The organism is Streptomyces chartreusis, from assembly GCF_008704715.1.
Classification (GTDB): Bacteria; Actinomycetota; Actinomycetes; order Streptomycetales; family Streptomycetaceae; genus Streptomyces; species Streptomyces chartreusis.
Map to the genome: position 1 here is coordinate 1,862,193 of NZ_CP023689.1, position 14,845 is coordinate 1,877,037.

The following is a 14,845-nucleotide window of genomic DNA, read 5'->3' on the forward strand; positions in this document are numbered from 1 at the left end:
ATACCACTCTGACTGTCATCACGTTCCACGATAGCCGCGGGTAGTCTGACGGTGTGTACGACCCCTCCCACCTTCGCACGTTCCTCGCGGTGGCCCAGACACTGAGCTTCACGCAGGCCGCCCGCCGGCTGGGGCTGCGCCAGTCGACCGTGAGCCAGCATGTCCGGCGGCTGGAGGACGCCACCGGGCGGCCGCTGTTCACCCGGGACACCCACTCCGTGGAGCTGACCGAGGACGGCGAGGCGATGCTCGGGTTCGCCCGCCGGATCCTGGAGGTGCACGAGCAGGCGTCGTCGTTCTTCACCGGCACCCGGCTGCGCGGTCGGCTGCGCTTCGGCGCGTCCGAGGACTTCGTCCTGACCCGGCTGCCGGAGATCCTGGAGGGCTTCCGCTACGAACACCCCGAGGTCGACCTGGAGCTGACGGTCGAGCTCTCGGGAACCCTGCACGAGCAGCTGGCCGCCGGGAAGTTGGACCTCGTGCTGGCCAAGCGGCGCCCCGAGGAGCCGGGGGGCGAACTGGTCTGGCACGACCGGCTGGTGTGGATCGGCACCGAGCGGCTGCGGCTGGAGCCGGACCGTCCGGTGCCGTTGATCGTCTATCCGCCGCCGGGGATCACCCGGGCGCTGGCGATGGAGGCGCTGGAGCGGGCGGGGCGGGACTGGCGGATCGTGTGCACCAGCGGCAGCCTGAACGGGCTGATCGCGGCGGCGCGGGCCGGGCTCGGGGTGATGGCGCACTCGCGGGGGCTGATTCCGCCGGGGCTGGTGCGGGTGCCGGAGCGGTCCGGGCTGCCGGAGCTCGGGCGGGTCGACTTCGTGCTGGTGCACGGGCCGCGGCGGACGGCCGCGCAGGGGGCGGCGGATGCGCTCGCGGCGGCGATCCTGGCGGGCGGGGACCGGTTGCACCGGCGTTAGGACTTCGCCGGGAGGTCCGTGGTCGGGTGCCGGTCCGCCTTGGCTTGTCGCGCCCGCGCGGCGGCAGCCGCAGATCCAGTACAGTCCCGCGCCCCTGAAGGGCGCTTCAACGCGACGGCACCTGGTAGGTCAGCTGCTTCACGCGTCGCAGGAACGGTGACGCCTCCACGTGCTGGACGCCCTCCAGGCGGCCGATCGGGCCGCTCAGGTAGCCGTACAGGTCCGCGCTGTTGCGTACGACGGCCGTCGCGAGGATGTTGCACGGCCCCGCCGTCGCCGCCGCGTGGGCGATCTCGGGGTGGGTGGCGAGCGCCTCGCCGACCGAGGTCAGGGCGGCCGGGGTGGTCGTGATCCACAGGAGGGCGGCGAAGGGGTAGCCGAATCTCTCGGACAGGTACTCCACGTCGATGTACACCGCCCCGGACGCCAGCAGCGCGGCCAGCCGGCGCTTCACCGCGGACTCCGAGCGGCCGGTGGCGCGCTGGAGCTCGGGGTAGGTGGCGCGTCCGTCGCGTTCCAGGGCCGTGATCAGCGGCTCGTCGTCGGGGTCGATACGGGCCGGACCGGGCTCGGGGACCGGCTCGGGGCGCAGTGCCTCGACCTGGTCCTCGGTCAGCGCCCAGAACTTGCGCAGCCAGCCGCTCGGACCGCCGTAGAAGCGGTGCAGGATCTGGTGGGCCCGGATCTCCAGGACGCGCGGGGTACGCGGGAGCTTGCCGAGCAGGAGGTCGTCGCGGTCGCCGGGGCTGCGCGGCCGGGTGCCGAAGATGACCTCGGTGCCGCCGGAGGCGATGCCGATCCAGCTGGTGTCGTCCCGTTTCGCCAGGGCCTGGGCGATGGCCTGGGCGCTGTCCGGCACGCAGCGCAGCCGCATCGTCCAGTGGTCCTGGCCGAGGCGTTCCGGGTCGCGGACGGCGACCACCCTCAGGCCGGCCTCGGCGCACAGCCGGCGGTAGCGGCGGGCGACGGTCTGGTCGGAGACGCCGAGCACCTCGCCGATGCGGGCGAAGGACGCCCGGCCGTTCACCTCCAGCGCGTACAGCAGCTGAAGGTCGAGCCGGTCGAAGACATCGGATTCCATCTCCATCGGCGCGTCCCCTGTCAGATTCCGGCGATCTGGCGCCCGGCACGGCCGTGATCGACCGCGCACGGCCCATCGTACGGACACGTACGCGGCTCGCGTACGTGTCTCGCATTCGGAGGGGAATCAGTCATGCGCACATGGGGGCCGCTCACGGCCGTGTGCCTGGGCACGTTCATGTTGTTGCTGGACGTGACGATCGCGATCGTCGCACTGCCGGACATGGCGCGGGCGCTGGACGCCTCGCTCAGCGATCTTCAGTGGGTGATGGACGGCTACGCGCTGGCGCTGGCGGCGCTGCTGCTCGGCGTGGGGGCCGCCGCCGATGTGCTCGGGCGCCGGCGCGTCCATGTCGTCGGCGTCGTGGTGTTCGCGGCGGCGTCGCTGCTGTGCGGCCTCGCGACCGGGCCGGAGATGCTCGTCGCCGCCCGGGGGCTGCAGGGGATCGGCGCGGCGGCCATGTTCGCGACGACCCTGCCGCTGCTCGGCTCCGTCTACCAGGGCAAGCGGCGCTCGGTCGCGCTCGGCGTGTGGGGCGCGGTCAGCGGGGCGGCGGCCGCGGTCGGGCCGATCGCCGGCGGGCTGCTCACCGACGGACCGGGCTGGCGGTGGATCTTCTACGTCAATCTGCCGGTGAGTGTGGCCGCGGTTTGGCTGACGCTGCGCGTGGTGCCGGAGTCGCGGGGCGCCCGGGGCCGTCGTATCGACTGGGCGGGCACGGTGACGTTCGCGGCGTTCGCGGGTGCGGTGACGTACGGCGCCGTGCGGGCCGGGAGCCACGGGTGGGGCGAGTCGGGGACCCTGCTGTGGTTCGCCGGAGCGGTCCTGGCACTGGTCTGCTTCGTCCTGGTGGAGCGGCGGGTCGCCGATCCGCTGCTGGACCCGCGGCTGTTCCTGCGGCCGGCGTTCTCCGGGGTGATGGCGGGCTCGCTCGCCTTCAACGCGGCGGCGTTCGCGGCCATGGCGTACACCTCGATCTGGCTCCAGACGCTGCTCGGGATGAGCCCGGTGCGCGGCGGTGCGGTCTTCCTGTGGCTGTCGCTGGCGTCGTTCGTGGTCGCCGCGCTCGGCGGGCGCCTGCTGCACGGGGTGTCGGCGCGGCTCACCATCGGGGTCGGGCTGCTCCTGATCGGCGCGGGCCAGTTCTGCATGGCGTTCCTGGACGCCGGGTCGAGCGCGAGTGCCCTGATACCGGGGCTGGTGCTGGTGGGCGTCGGGACGGGGCTGGTGTCCCCCGGCATCGCGGGCGCCGCGCTGGCCTCGGTGCCGCCGGAGCGCTCGGGCATGGCGGGCGGTGCGGTGAACACCTTCCGGCAGCTCGGGTACGCCCTCGGCATCGCGCTGTTCGGCACGGTGCTGACCTCGCGGATGGGCGACTCGCTGCCGGAGGGGGCGGCCCACGCCCTGGCGGGCGGCGGCGCCGGTGCGCTGCGGGGCGCCTTCGGCGAGGAGACGCTGCGCGCGGCCTTCGCGGACGGGCTGAACGCGGTGGCGGTGGCGGCGGGCACCACGGGCGTGGTGGCCGGGCTGCTGGTGCTCGCCCTGGTCAGGCGGCCGGCAGTGACGAAGACCTCAGTGACACCCGGGGCTTCTCGTACGCTGACAGAGGAGACGACGGTACGCAGGGGATGACTTGATCGACACGGCCCGTACCCGGTAACCGGGTCGTACAGATTCGGTGGAGATTACGGGCCCGAAACTTACTCAACCGTCAGTTTTCTGTCCGACCCTTCCCCATGTGAGCGCATTTTCCTGCGCTGACCTGTGCGTACCTGAGTACCGCTCGGCTTTGCACCCCCTCCCGCCCTCACGGCGGGTGGGGTAGCTTTCACGGCGCTGAGCGGAGCTTTTCAGCCGAGGCATTCGGAGCGGGGAGCGGGGTTTGCGCGAGTTCACCAACCCTCCGTTGGCGTTGGCACCGCCGGTGGGCGGCCTGGCCGACGTCGTCTTCCAGCATGCCCAGGAGGACCCGTTGTATGTCGTCCTGGGCCGCAAGGACGAGGACGACAAGTGGCGGGACGTCACCGCCGCCGAGTTCCGTGACGAGGTCCTGGCCCTGGCCAAGGGCCTGCTGGCCCGGGGCATCCGGTTCGGCGACCGCGTCGCGATCATGTCCCGCACGCGCTACGAGTGGACGCTCTTCGACTTCGCGCTGTGGACGATCGGCGCGCAGGTGGTGCCGATCTATCCGACCTCCTCGGCCGAGCAGTGCTTCTGGATGCTGTACGACGCCGAGTGCTCGGCGGCGATCGTGGAGCACGAGGACCACGCGATGACCATCGCGACCGTCATCGACCGGCTCCCCCGGCTGCACCAGCTGTGGCAGCTGGACGCGGGCGCCGTGCAGGAGCTGTACGACGCCGGTGCGCACCTCGATGACGACGTCGTCCACCGGCACCGGCAGGCGGTCACGCCTGACTCGACCGCCACGGTCATCTACACCTCGGGCACCACGGGGCGCCCCAAGGGCTGTGTGATCTCGCACGGCAACTTCATGTACGAGGCGGACACCGTCATCGAGCGGTGGGAGCCGGTGTTCCACTCGAAGAAGGGCGACGAGGCGGCGACCCTGCTGTTCCTCCCGCTCGCGCATGTCTTCGGGCGGATGGTGCAGGTCGCCGCGATCCGCGGCCGGGTCCGCTTCGGGCACCAGCCGCAGATGAACGCCGCCGCGCTGCTGCCGGACCTCGCCGCGTTCAAGCCGACCTTCTTCCTCGCCGTGCCGTACATCTTCGAGAAGGTCTTCAACGCCGCGCGGCGCAAGGCCGAGAAGGAGGGCAGGTCCGGCCCGTTCGAGAAGGCCGTCGAGGTGGCCGTGAAGTACGCGGACGCCGTGGAGGCCAAGGCGTGGGGCATCGGGCCCGGCCCGTCGGCGGGGCTGCGGATGCAGCACCAGCTGTTCGACAAGCTCGTGTACTCCAAGATGCGGGCGGCGATGGGCGGCCGCATCCGGCACGCGATGTCCGGCGGCTCGGCGATGGACCGGCGCCTCGGGCTGTTCTTCGCGGGCGCGGGCGTGCACATCTACGAGGGCTACGGCCTGACCGAGTCCACGGCGGCGGCGACCGCGAACCCGCCGGAGCGCACCCGGTACGGCACCGTCGGCCGGCCCATCCCCGGCATGACCGTGCACATCGCGGACGACGGGGAGATCTGGCTGAACGGCGGCAACATCTTCCAGGGCTACCTCAACAACCCGAAGGCCACCGACGAGTCCCTGCACGACGGCTGGCTGGCCACCGGTGACCTGGGCTCCCTCGACGAGGACGGCTATCTCACGATCACCGGCCGCAAGAAGGAGATCCTGGTCACCTCCGGCGGCAAGAGCGTCTCGCCGGGGGTGCTGGAGGAGCGCGTCCGGGACCACCCGCTGGTCTCCCAGTGCATCGTCGTCGGCAACGACCGCCCGTACATCGCGGCCCTGGTCACGCTCGACCAGGAGGCCGTGGAGCACTGGCTGATGATGCGCGACAAGCCCCAGATGACCGCGGCCCAGCTGGTGCGGGACCCCGACCTGGAGACCGAGGTGCGGCGCGCGGTCGTCGCCGCCAACACCCTGGTCTCGCAGGCCGAGTCGATCCGTACCTTCCGTATCCTCGCGCAGCCGTTCACCGAGGAGCACGGGCTGCTCACCCCGTCGCTGAAGCTGAAGCGCAAGGCGATCGAGAACGCGTACTCGGGCGAGGTCGAGGCGCTGTACCAAGCCTGAGGCAGGGCCCCGACCCGCCCGCACCGGCTGTCAGTCGATGCTCACGCGGAAGATCTTGTCCGCGCCGTCCGGCTCCCCTCCGTTGTTGTCGCTGTTGGTCGTGGACAGCCACAGCTGGTCGGCGCCCGGCACCTTGGTGACCGTGCGCAGCCTGCCGTAGGTGCCGACGTAGTAGGCGGTGGCCGCGCCGACGTTCTCGGTGTCGCCGTCGATCGGGATGCGCCACAGGCGTTCGCCGCGCAGGGCGGCCATGTAGATGACGTTGCGGACGATGGCGATGCCGCTGGGGGACGCCTCGGCGACGCGCCAGGTCTTCCTGGGGTTGGTCATGCCCGAGACCGAGCAGGTGCCCTCGCAGGTCGGCCAGCCGTAGTTGGCACCCGGCTTGATGAGGTTGAGCTCGTCGAAGGAGCTGTTGCCGAACTCGGCCTCCCACAGCCTGCCGCCCCGGTCGAAGGCCAGGCCCTGGGGGTTGCGGTGGCCGAGGGAGTAGACGTAGGTGCCGAACGGGTTGCCGGGTGCCGGCTTGCCTTCGGTCGTCAGGCGCAGGATCTTGCCGTTGAGGGAGTTCCGGTCCTGGGCGAGGGACGAGGTCTGGGCGTCGCCGGTGGAGGCGTAGAGCAGGCCGTCCGGGCCGAAGGCGAGGCGGCCGCCGTTGTGATAGCGGTTCTTCTTGATGCCCTGCAACAGGACGGTGTAGCCGCCGAGGGAGCTGCCGTCGTAGGTCATGCGCGCGATGCGGTTGCCCTCGGCGGCCGTGTGCATGAAGTACACGCGGTGGTTCGTGGCCCAGCCGGGGTCGACGGCCACGCCGAGCAGTCCGCCCTCGCCGTCCGTGGTGACCGCGTTCGGCACGCTGCCGACCTGCGTCTTCGCGCCGTCCTTGGTCAGTTTGAACACCTTGAAGCTATCGCGTTCGGTGACCAGGGCGCTGTTGCCGTCGGGCATCCAGTACGTGCCCCAGGGGATGCTCCAGCCGGACGACACGGTGCCGATCGACGACGGGACGCCGCCGTCGGTGGCGCAGGCACGGGTGGTGAAGGTGACCGCGTTGCTCTGCGGTGAGGTGTTCCCGGCGGCGTCGCGTGCCACGACGTTCAGGGTGTAGGGGCTGTTGCAGGCCAGCCCGGTGACGGTGGTCGAGGTGGCGGGCGGGGTGCCGGTGACGGTCTTGTAGACGGTGGAGCCGCTGCGGATGTCGTACGCCGTGACCGCCTTGTCGTCCGTCGCGGCGCCCCAGCTCAGCTCGGCGCTGTTCGCGGTGACTTCGGTGTACGACAGGGTGCCGGGCCCGGTCGGCGGGCTGGTGTCGGAGCTGGGCCGGGTCGTGCAGTCCACGGCCGGGCTGGCGAGGGAGGCGTTGCCGGCCGCGTCGCGGGCGATGACCGTGAGGTTGTAGGTGGTGGCCGGGGTGAGCCCGGTGAGGTTCTCGGTGGTCGCGCTCCCCGCGGCTTCGCCGATCTTGTTGCCGTGCTCGTAGATGTCGTACGCCGTCACCGCCACGTCGTCCGTGGAGGCGCCCCAGTTCAGGGTGAGGCCGTCCTCGGTGACGGCGGAGCAGTTCGGGGTGCCGGGGCGGGTCGGGGCCTGGGTGTCGGCCGCGGCGTCCACGGTCAGCTTGTCGAGGTTGGGGCCGCCGGACGGGGTCGTCGCGGTGGCGCGGACCTTGTTGCCGCCGGCGGCGAGGTCGGCGTTGACCGTCTTCGTGGCCCAGGTGGTCCAGTTCGCGGTGGGCGGGAAGGACACGTTCGGCGCGACGACCCTGCCGCCTATCGAGATGTCCATGGGCCGGTCGGCGCCGGTGCCGTTGGCGTAGCGGAAGGCCAGTGAGGCACCGCCCGCCGCGCCCGCGCTCACCGTGAACTCGACGTAGGAGCCGGTCACGTTGGTGTAGTCGACGAAGCCTGAGCCGGTGTAGCCGCTGTGGTTGGAGGCCACCGTGCCTTGGGAGATCGTCGCGGTCTCGGCCTGGTGGTCACTCGCCGCGGCGGCTGCGGCGCTCGACGGTGGGGAGGCCGTGAGGAGGGACAGCAGCAGACCGCCCAGAGCGGCGGTGAGCACGCCCCGGCGAGGACGGCGTCCGGTGGGGATGACATGCATGGAGGTCCACCTCCAGGTGGGGGATGTCGGTCTCATCGGGCCGTGGCGCTCACACGAGTTGGTAGCCGCGCAGGTCGGTGAGCAGCAGATGGCAGTCCTGGAGGGAGCCGGAGGTGTCGCCGAGGGAGCGGTAGATGCCCCACTTGGGGCGCACCCGGTCGGCCAGGAAGGTGTCGACGCCCGTCTTGGACTTGTCGATCACGGTGGTGCCGCCGCTCTTGAGGATCCAGCGGACCGAGCCCGCCGAGCCGTTGCCGACCTTGATCTGGAAGTCGACGTCGGTCCATTTGTCGTGCAGCGGCTCCAGGTCGGTACGGCCGACGAGGGTGTCGCTGTCGAAGAGCTTCAGCTCGATGGTCTGCACTCCGTTCACCCGGCGCAGGGACTGCACGACGATCGGCGAGGAGCCGGTGCCCGGCTGCTTCATCTGCATGATGTGCGTGAAGCTGGTGGTCGCCTTCAGCGAGCTCGGGATGTACATGGAGTACGTGATCCGCCAGGTCTGGCCCGAAGTCCACTTCAGATAGCTGGAGGAGGAGGTGCGCAGTCCTGTGACCTCGTGCCGCTGGCGGTCGGTCGAGGTGTCCCGGTCGGCCATGTGCATGTTGAAGCGCCAGTTGTTGCCGGTGGTGTGGATGTGCGGCTGCCCGCCGGGGTGGGAGTCGGCGCGGTCGTCCTCGATCGTCTCGAAGGCTCCGAGCCCGTCGCTCGCGGACGGGGACCACTTGAGCTGCCAGGACGCGGCCCGCGCGGGCTGTGCGGCGGCGGCCGAGGCCACCCCGCCGAGCGCGGCGCCCAGCACCATCCTTCTGGATGTGTTCATGACACTAATCACTCCTCAGCTGTTCGTTCATGATCAGGAAGGCTCCGAGGCCGTGGAAGTCGTTGGTGGCCCGGGTGCGGGCGGCGTAGTACGCGTAGTCGCCGACGTTGGTGCCGACGGAGATGTCGGTGAGTTCGGTGCGGCCGTCGGCGCCGAGCGAGACCTTGCGCAGGACGCCGCGGTAGCCGCGTTCGGCGACGGCCGCGTAGTGCCGGTCCAGATAGCCGCGCTGTGCGGCGCGGGAGAGGGCGTAGGTGAACATGCTGGAGCAGGACGTCTCGGTCCAGTTGTCGGCGCGGGCGCCCTTGTCGATCACCTGGAACCAGCGTCCGGTGGCCGGGTCCTGGTGGCGCTCCAGGCCGGCGGCGAGCGCGCGCAGGATGCGCAGCAGCGCCGGGCGGCGCGGGTGGCCGGCCGGGACGGCGTCCAGGACGTTCACCATCGCCATCGAGTACCAGCCCACGGCCCGGCACCAGTGCTCGGGGGCGAGTCCGGTGGCCGGGTCCGACCAGGCCGCCGTGCGCGACTCGTCGTAGGCGTGCCGGAGCAGGCCGCCCGCGACCTGGAGATGGCCGCCGTACAGCTGGAGTTGCCTCGCCGCCTCGTCGTTCGCGTAGGCGGAGTCGTGGAACTCCTTGCCGTACTCCACCAGGAACGGGTTGACCATGTAGACGCCGTCGGCCCACAACTGGTGCGCGCGGCTCGCGGTGTCGGCGTGCCAGAAGCCGCCGTCCCCGGTGCGCGGGTAGGTGTCGAGGCGGTCGCGGATCCTCTTCGCCGCGACGCGGTAGCGGTCCTCGCCGGTCTCGTGGTGCAGGATCGTCAGCAGTCGCCCGGCCTGCATGCTGTCGAGACTGTTGAAGCCCTGGCTCATGGAGCCGTCCGCCGCCACGAACCGGTCGACGTAGCTCTTGATGTACGACAGGTACCGCGGGTCGTGGGTGCGGCGGAAGACCAGGTACTGGCCGTAGAGGTAGAGGCCGACCGGGTACGACCAGCCGCCGATGGTGGTCGGCGTGTAGCGGGCCGTGGTGGAGTCGACCACGGCGACGGACCAGTCCGCCGTGGCGGCGGGGGTGTTGAGCGCGGTCGTGGCCGGCGCCGGATCGGCCGTGGCCGCGGGGACGGCGGTGAGGGTCGCTGCGGCGAGCACGGTCGTCGTCAGCAGCGCGTGCAGGCGTCTCATGGTGCTCCTTCGCGGTAGGCGTGGACGGGGTTTCCGGCCGGCGGGCGAGCGCTGTCGACCAGGTCCCGGACCAGGGCGTGGTCGGGTGAGAGCCGGCAGGCGGGGTCGGTTCTCGTGGCATCGCCGGTGAGGGCGTACGCCTGGCAGCGGCAGCCCCCGTGGTCGGTGGCGGCGAGGGCGCAGCTCCGGCAGGGGCCGCGCATCCAGGAATCGCCGCGATAGGCGTTGAACGCCCTCGACTCCCACCAGATCCAGGAGAGTTGGCGGTCCCTCACATTGGGCGGGTCGAGGCCGGGGAGAGCGGCCGCGGCCGGGCACGGCAGGACCGTGCCGTCGGGGGCGACGGTGAGCGAGAGGGCGCCCCAGCCGCCCATGCAAGGCTTGGCGACTCCGTCAATGTAGTCCGGGGTGACCCAGATCAACTCCGGTACGGGGTCCGGGTGTTCGCGCCAACGGGTCAGGGTGGTGCGGGCGCGGTGGACCTGGTCCCGCGTGGGCAGCAGGGTGGCACGGTTGCGCAGGGCCCAGCCGTGGAACTGGGTGTGCGCGAGCTCGACCCGGTCGGCGCCCCAGGCCGCGCCCAGGGCGATCAGGTCGTCGAGGGCGTCGATGTTGGCGCGGTGCAGGACGATGTTCAGGCCGAACGGCAGCCCGGCGGCCCGGATCAGCCGTGCGGCCCGCTCCTTGGCGGCGAACGAGCGGGCGCCCGCGATGCGGTCGGAGGTATCAGGATCGGCGTGCTGCACGGACAGCTGGACGCTGTGCAGCCCGGCCTCGACGAGTTCGCCGAGCCGCCTCTCCCCCAGTCCGACACCGCTGGTGACCAGCTGGGTGTACAGGCCCGAGCGCTCGGCGGCGGCGACGATGTCCGGCAGCTCGCGCCGCAGCAGCGGTTCGCCGCCCGACAGATGGGTCTGCACGACGCCCAGGTCGGCGGCCTGCCGGAACACTCCGGCCCATTCGTCCGCGGTCAGCTCTGTTGACCGACCGACCAGTTCGACCGGGTTGGAGCAGTACCCGCAGCGCAGCGGGCAGCGGTGGGTGAGTTCCGCGAGCAGGGCCCACGGCGGGTCGGCGGTCATCGCAGCCAGCCCTCCTTCCGCAACGTCCGGAGGAACTCGGGCACTTCGTCGGCGACGGGGGCGCCGGGGAACCGCGCCCCCAGCTCGGCGACGATGTCGCCCACGGCCCGGCTGCCGTCGCACAGCCGCAGCACGCCGCCGGCGCTGCCGTGCAGGACGACCACCCGCTCGGGCAGCAGCAACAGGTCGGTGCCGCGCACCCGGTCGTGACGCAGCACCACCGAGCGGGCGAGGGCGGGACGCCAGGTCATGGGCCGCCTCCCCCGGCCGCTGCGCCGGCGCCTCGGCCCCCGCCTCGGTCCACCGCGTCCAGCAGCGCCCACAGCACGTCGCACTTGAAGGCCAGCGCGGCCACCGCCCGCTCCTGCTGCTCGCGGGTGCGGGCCCGCTCCAGGACCAGGGCGAGAGCCTCCTCGCCGTCCCGGGCGCCCTGGCCGACACGGGTGCGGAAGTAGGCGAGGCCGGCCGGGTCGATCCAGTGGTAGTGGGTCTCGAAGGCGGCGATGCGGGTGCACATCAGGTCCGGTGCCGACAGTTCCGTCAGGGACGCGGCGACGGCCTCGGCCACGGGGCTCAGCCGGCAGAAGTTGACGTATCCGTCGACCGCGAGCCGGACCCCGGGCACTACGCGGGAGGCGTCCCACAGTTCCTCACGGTCGAGGCCGGCCGCCTCGCCGAGGCGCAGCCAGCGCTCGATGCCGCCCTCGCCCTCGGCCGTGCCGTCGTGGTCGCGGATGCGACGCAGCCAGGCGCGACGCGGCGCGGGCCGCTCCAGCTTGGCGAGGATCAGGGCGTCCTTGACGGGGATGTGGCGCTGGTAGTGGAAGCGGTTGGCGATCCAGCGGCGCAGTTCTGCGGGCGTCAACTCACCCTTGTGCATACGGAGGTTGAAGGGGTGGCGGTCGTGGTAGCGGGCCGCGGTGACGGCGCGCAGCCGCCCGGTGAACTCGGTGGTCGTCCAGGGGGCTGCGGCGCCGTCGGCGTGCACGCGAGTCGCGGTCACGATGCTCTCGCGGTGCGGGCGGCTAGCGGTCGGTGAGGGCGTAGGCGGTCACTTCGAGCGCGGTGTCCACGACGGTGTACCCCGGGCTTTGCCAGACCTTTTCATCCGATGTTTCCTGAATGACCTGGTCCGTCGGGTGGGCAGGGAGGGCGTGGAGCAGCTTCTCGTCCATGTGCGCATACCTGCTTCCTGAGGAAGTGGGGGGTCTCAGAGCCCAGACAGGCGGCTGGCGTTCACATGCATGCACCGAGTTCATCAACACGTTCGGTGGCGCGATACAGAGTCGCGGCAGGACGAGCGAGGGTCAATGGTCCGGACCGATAACATCGGATGCGTTTCCGGCCAATCTCGCCGCCGCCCACTGACTCGTCGGTCAGTTGCGGCGACTTCCCGGGCGGATCGGGCGGTCAGGAATGCATCACGCCTCGTGATCGTTGACGATATGAGTACCACCTGACGACAACCGTAAGGATCAAGAGCTCGTGAGCAGCAAGGTCCCCCCGATCATCCTGAACAACGGCGTCGAGATGCCCCAGCTGGGCTTCGGCGTCTGGCAGGTGCCGGACGACGAGGCCACGCGGGCGGTCGGCACCGCGCTGGAGGCCGGGTACCGCAGCATCGACACAGCGGCGATCTACGGCAACGAGGCGGGCACCGGCCGGGCCATCGCGGCCTCCGGCGTCCCCCGCGAGGACATCTTCGTCACCACCAAGCTCTGGAACGGCGACCAGGGCTACGACTCCACCCTGCGCGCCTTCGACACCTCGCTGGAGAAGCTGGGCCTGGAGTACGTCGACCTGTACCTCATCCACTGGCCGGCGCCGTCGCGCGACAAGTACGTCGACACCTACAAGGCGTTCGAGAAGCTGCACGCGGACGGCCGTATCCGCGCGATCGGTGTCTCCAACTTCCTTCCGGAGCACCTGGAGCGGCTGTTCGGCGAGACGTCGGTCGTCCCGGCCGTCAACCAGATCGAGTTGCACCCGCACCTTCAGCAGCACGCCTCCCGCGCGCTGCACGCCGAGCGGGGCATCGCCACCGAGGCCTGGTCGCCGCTCGGTTCCGGCAAGGGTCTGCTGGAGGTCCCGGCGATCGTCGCCATCGCGCAGAAGCACGGCCGCACCCCGGCCCAGGTAGTGCTGCGCTGGCACCTGCAGATCGGCAACGTCGTGATCCCGAAGTCCGTGACGCCGTCGCGGATCAAGGAGAACATCGAGGTCTTCGACTTCAGCCTGGACGACGAGGACCTGGCGGCGATCAGCGCGCTCAACGAGGACCGGCGGATCGGCAGCGACCCGGCGGACGTCAACTGACACCGCCGCACCGCGACCCCCGTCCGCCCGCCGCTCAGCTGTCCGAGCGGCGGGCGGACGCGTACGGATGGGCGCCCGGATCCCCGGTCGCCCGCGCGGAGCGCCTCAGTCCCCGCGCACGTCCGTGAAGACGACCTCGAACTCCTCCAGCCCGATGACGCTCACATGGGCCTTGGCCGCGCCCTCGTGCCGGGCCGCCGCCTGACCCGAGCGCGACGCCGCCAGGGACGTCTGGTCGACGAAGATCACTCCGACCATCCCGCGCCCGCGCTCCCGGTCGACCAGCAGGGACGCCCGGGCCAGCCCCTGGAGCGTCTCCAGCCGGGGCACCACCGTCGCCCGGAACGTGTCGGCGAGCAGGTCGGTGTCCCTCGGGTCGAACTCCAGCCTGGTCAGCCGCAGTCCGCCGCCCGCCTGCGGCGGGCGCGCCTGGTGGAAGACCAGCGCTTCGTAGTTGTCGACGGCGAGCGTCCCCGCGAACGGGTCCAGCATCGCCGCCCGCCGCTCGCGCAGCACCTCGTCGCTGTTCTGCCGGGCCCGCTCCGACTCCCACCAGCTGGCGGCGAGCAGTTTCCCGAGCGTCCGGTCCACGAAGACACTCGCCCCGCGGTATCCCGGACGGTCCTCCAGCAGATCCCGCCCCTCGGTGTTCATCGCCCGGATGGCCGTGTCGATCTTCGTGGGATCGCCGGTCGTGTAGATCGCGCGTACGAACATGGCACCTCCCGAAAATCCGGGGCACACATCCGAAATCTTCGGCAATCTCCAGTCTTCTACCGGGGCGATCGCGCCGCAATCAGCGCCGGGGACCCCAGGTCGCACGCGAGGGCTTGACGGGGCCATGTAAAGAGGGCCACCTTGTACGGCACCCAGTCAGGAAACTTTCCTAACAGAAGTACTTCCTCACAGAAGGGTCCCCCCACAGTGCGCATCCGAACACTGACCCTCGCCGCGGCCTCCGGCGCCGCGCTGCTCGCCGCCGGACTGCTCCCCACGAGCGCCTCCGGCCATCCGCAGTCGCCGACCCTGCGGGAGGGCTCGGTCAGCGCGGCCGCCCTGCTCGCGAAGGTGACGTCCTGCGCGCAGATCTCCAACGGCAAGTACCGCACCGACGAGGAGACGTCGGCCACCGTCCCGGTCTGCGGCAAGAACGGCGCGGTCTTCTGGAAGGCCGACATGGACATCGACTGCGACGGCCAGCGCACCGCCAAGTGCAACGAGGACACCGACCCCTGGTTCCAGCCGGACACCGCGTTCCACCAGTCCGACGGCAAGCCGCTGCGCTCCGACACGCTGCCCTACGTCGTGGTCCCCAGCATCAGCGGCACCTGGAACTACTCGGCCGCCGGCATCCAGGGCGCGGGAGTGGTGGCCATCGTTTACAACAACCAGGTCGTGTACGCCGTCGTCGGCGACACCGGCCCCCAGCCGATCATCGGTGAGGCCTCCTACTCCGCCGCCGAGAAGCTCGGCATCGACCCCGACCCGGAGACCGGCGGCACCGACTCCGGCGTGACCTACATCCTCTTCAAGAACTCCCGGGTCTCGCCCATCGAGAACCACAGCACGGCGGTCTCGACGGGCGATCGGCTGGCGAAGGAGTTCATAGCCAACAACTGAGTCGGTCGACT

At 71.1% G+C, this 14,845-nt stretch carries 14 protein-coding genes; 5 read left to right on the forward strand and 9 right to left on the reverse strand.

From position 1 onward, the window contains the following. Positions 1-53: 53 nt before the first annotated feature. Positions 54-917, forward strand: coding sequence for a LysR substrate-binding domain-containing protein (locus CP983_RS07725; RefSeq protein ID WP_150499059.1), 864 nt, complete (start codon positions 54-56; stop codon positions 915-917). A 106-nt stretch (positions 918-1,023) separates the two neighbouring features. Here CP983_RS07725 and CP983_RS07730 read toward each other — a convergent pair whose 3' ends face one another. Continuing rightward, entirely contained in the window at positions 1,024-2,004 is a 981-nt protein-coding gene (locus CP983_RS07730; protein WP_150499060.1) for an Lrp/AsnC family transcriptional regulator, read from the reverse strand. A gap of 126 nt (positions 2,005-2,130) precedes the next feature. Here CP983_RS07730 and CP983_RS07735 point away from each other — a divergent pair, with 126 nt between their 5' ends. Further along, positions 2,131-3,630: an MFS transporter gene (locus CP983_RS07735; RefSeq protein WP_150499061.1), complete on the forward strand. Its 1,500-nt coding sequence runs from the start codon at positions 2,131-2,133 to the stop codon at positions 3,628-3,630. Positions 3,631-3,880: 250 nt separating this feature from the next. Continuing rightward, entirely contained in the window at positions 3,881-5,707 is a 1,827-nt protein-coding gene (locus CP983_RS07740) for an AMP-dependent synthetase/ligase (protein WP_150499062.1), read from the forward strand. Positions 5,708-5,737: 30 nt separating this feature from the next. On the opposite strand, the gene CP983_RS07745 is transcribed toward CP983_RS07740, so the two are convergent. From CP983_RS07745 to pqqA, 7 genes are read right to left on the reverse strand one after another with little or no spacing between them, the layout of a single operon-like run. Continuing rightward, on the reverse strand, positions 5,738-7,807 hold the full coding sequence (locus tag CP983_RS07745) for a PQQ-dependent sugar dehydrogenase (RefSeq protein WP_150499063.1): 2,070 nt from the start codon (positions 7,805-7,807) through the stop codon (positions 5,738-5,740). 49 nt (positions 7,808-7,856) lie between these two features. Further along, complete coding sequence (locus CP983_RS07750; protein WP_150499064.1) at positions 7,857-8,630, reverse strand: heparin lyase I family protein; 774 nt, start codon at positions 8,628-8,630, stop codon at positions 7,857-7,859. Positions 8,631-8,634: 4 nt separating this feature from the next. Then, on the reverse strand, positions 8,635-9,816 hold the full coding sequence (locus CP983_RS07755) for a glycoside hydrolase family 88/105 protein (protein WP_150499065.1): 1,182 nt from the start codon (positions 9,814-9,816) through the stop codon (positions 8,635-8,637). Then, a complete protein-coding gene (gene pqqE / locus CP983_RS07760; protein ID WP_150499066.1) occupies positions 9,813-10,898 on the reverse strand; it encodes a pyrroloquinoline quinone biosynthesis protein PqqE in 1,086 nt (361 codons plus the stop codon). The genes CP983_RS07755 and pqqE overlap by 4 nt, the downstream gene beginning before the upstream one ends. Next, a complete protein-coding gene (gene pqqD, locus CP983_RS07765; protein WP_107908059.1) occupies positions 10,895-11,149 on the reverse strand; it encodes a pyrroloquinoline quinone biosynthesis peptide chaperone PqqD in 255 nt (84 codons plus the stop codon). The genes pqqE and pqqD overlap by 4 nt, the downstream gene beginning before the upstream one ends. After that, the gene (pqqC, locus tag CP983_RS07770; RefSeq protein WP_373309790.1) at positions 11,146-11,901 is read right to left on the reverse strand and encodes a pyrroloquinoline-quinone synthase PqqC; all 756 of its coding nucleotides are present in this window, start codon (positions 11,899-11,901) and stop codon (positions 11,146-11,148) included. The genes pqqD and pqqC overlap by 4 nt, the downstream gene beginning before the upstream one ends. A 22-nt stretch (positions 11,902-11,923) precedes the next feature. After that, positions 11,924-12,073, reverse strand: a complete 150-nt coding sequence (pqqA, locus tag CP983_RS44410; protein ID WP_189748492.1) for a pyrroloquinoline quinone precursor peptide PqqA — start codon at positions 12,071-12,073, stop codon at positions 11,924-11,926. Between the two features lie 310 nt (positions 12,074-12,383). Here pqqA and CP983_RS07780 point away from each other — a divergent pair, with 310 nt between their 5' ends. Then, positions 12,384-13,214, forward strand: a complete 831-nt coding sequence (locus tag CP983_RS07780; protein WP_125529604.1) for an aldo/keto reductase — start codon at positions 12,384-12,386, stop codon at positions 13,212-13,214. A 105-nt stretch (positions 13,215-13,319) separates the two neighbouring features. Here the strand turns inward: CP983_RS07780 and CP983_RS07785 are convergent, their stop codons facing one another. Continuing rightward, positions 13,320-13,931, reverse strand: coding sequence for a hypothetical protein (locus CP983_RS07785; RefSeq protein WP_125529605.1), 612 nt, complete (start codon positions 13,929-13,931; stop codon positions 13,320-13,322). A 207-nt stretch (positions 13,932-14,138) separates the two neighbouring features. Between CP983_RS07785 and CP983_RS07790 the strand changes: the two genes are divergently transcribed. Then, positions 14,139-14,834: a glycoside hydrolase family 75 protein gene (locus CP983_RS07790; protein WP_150499067.1), complete on the forward strand. Its 696-nt coding sequence runs from the start codon at positions 14,139-14,141 to the stop codon at positions 14,832-14,834. Positions 14,835-14,845 lie beyond the last annotated feature (11 nt).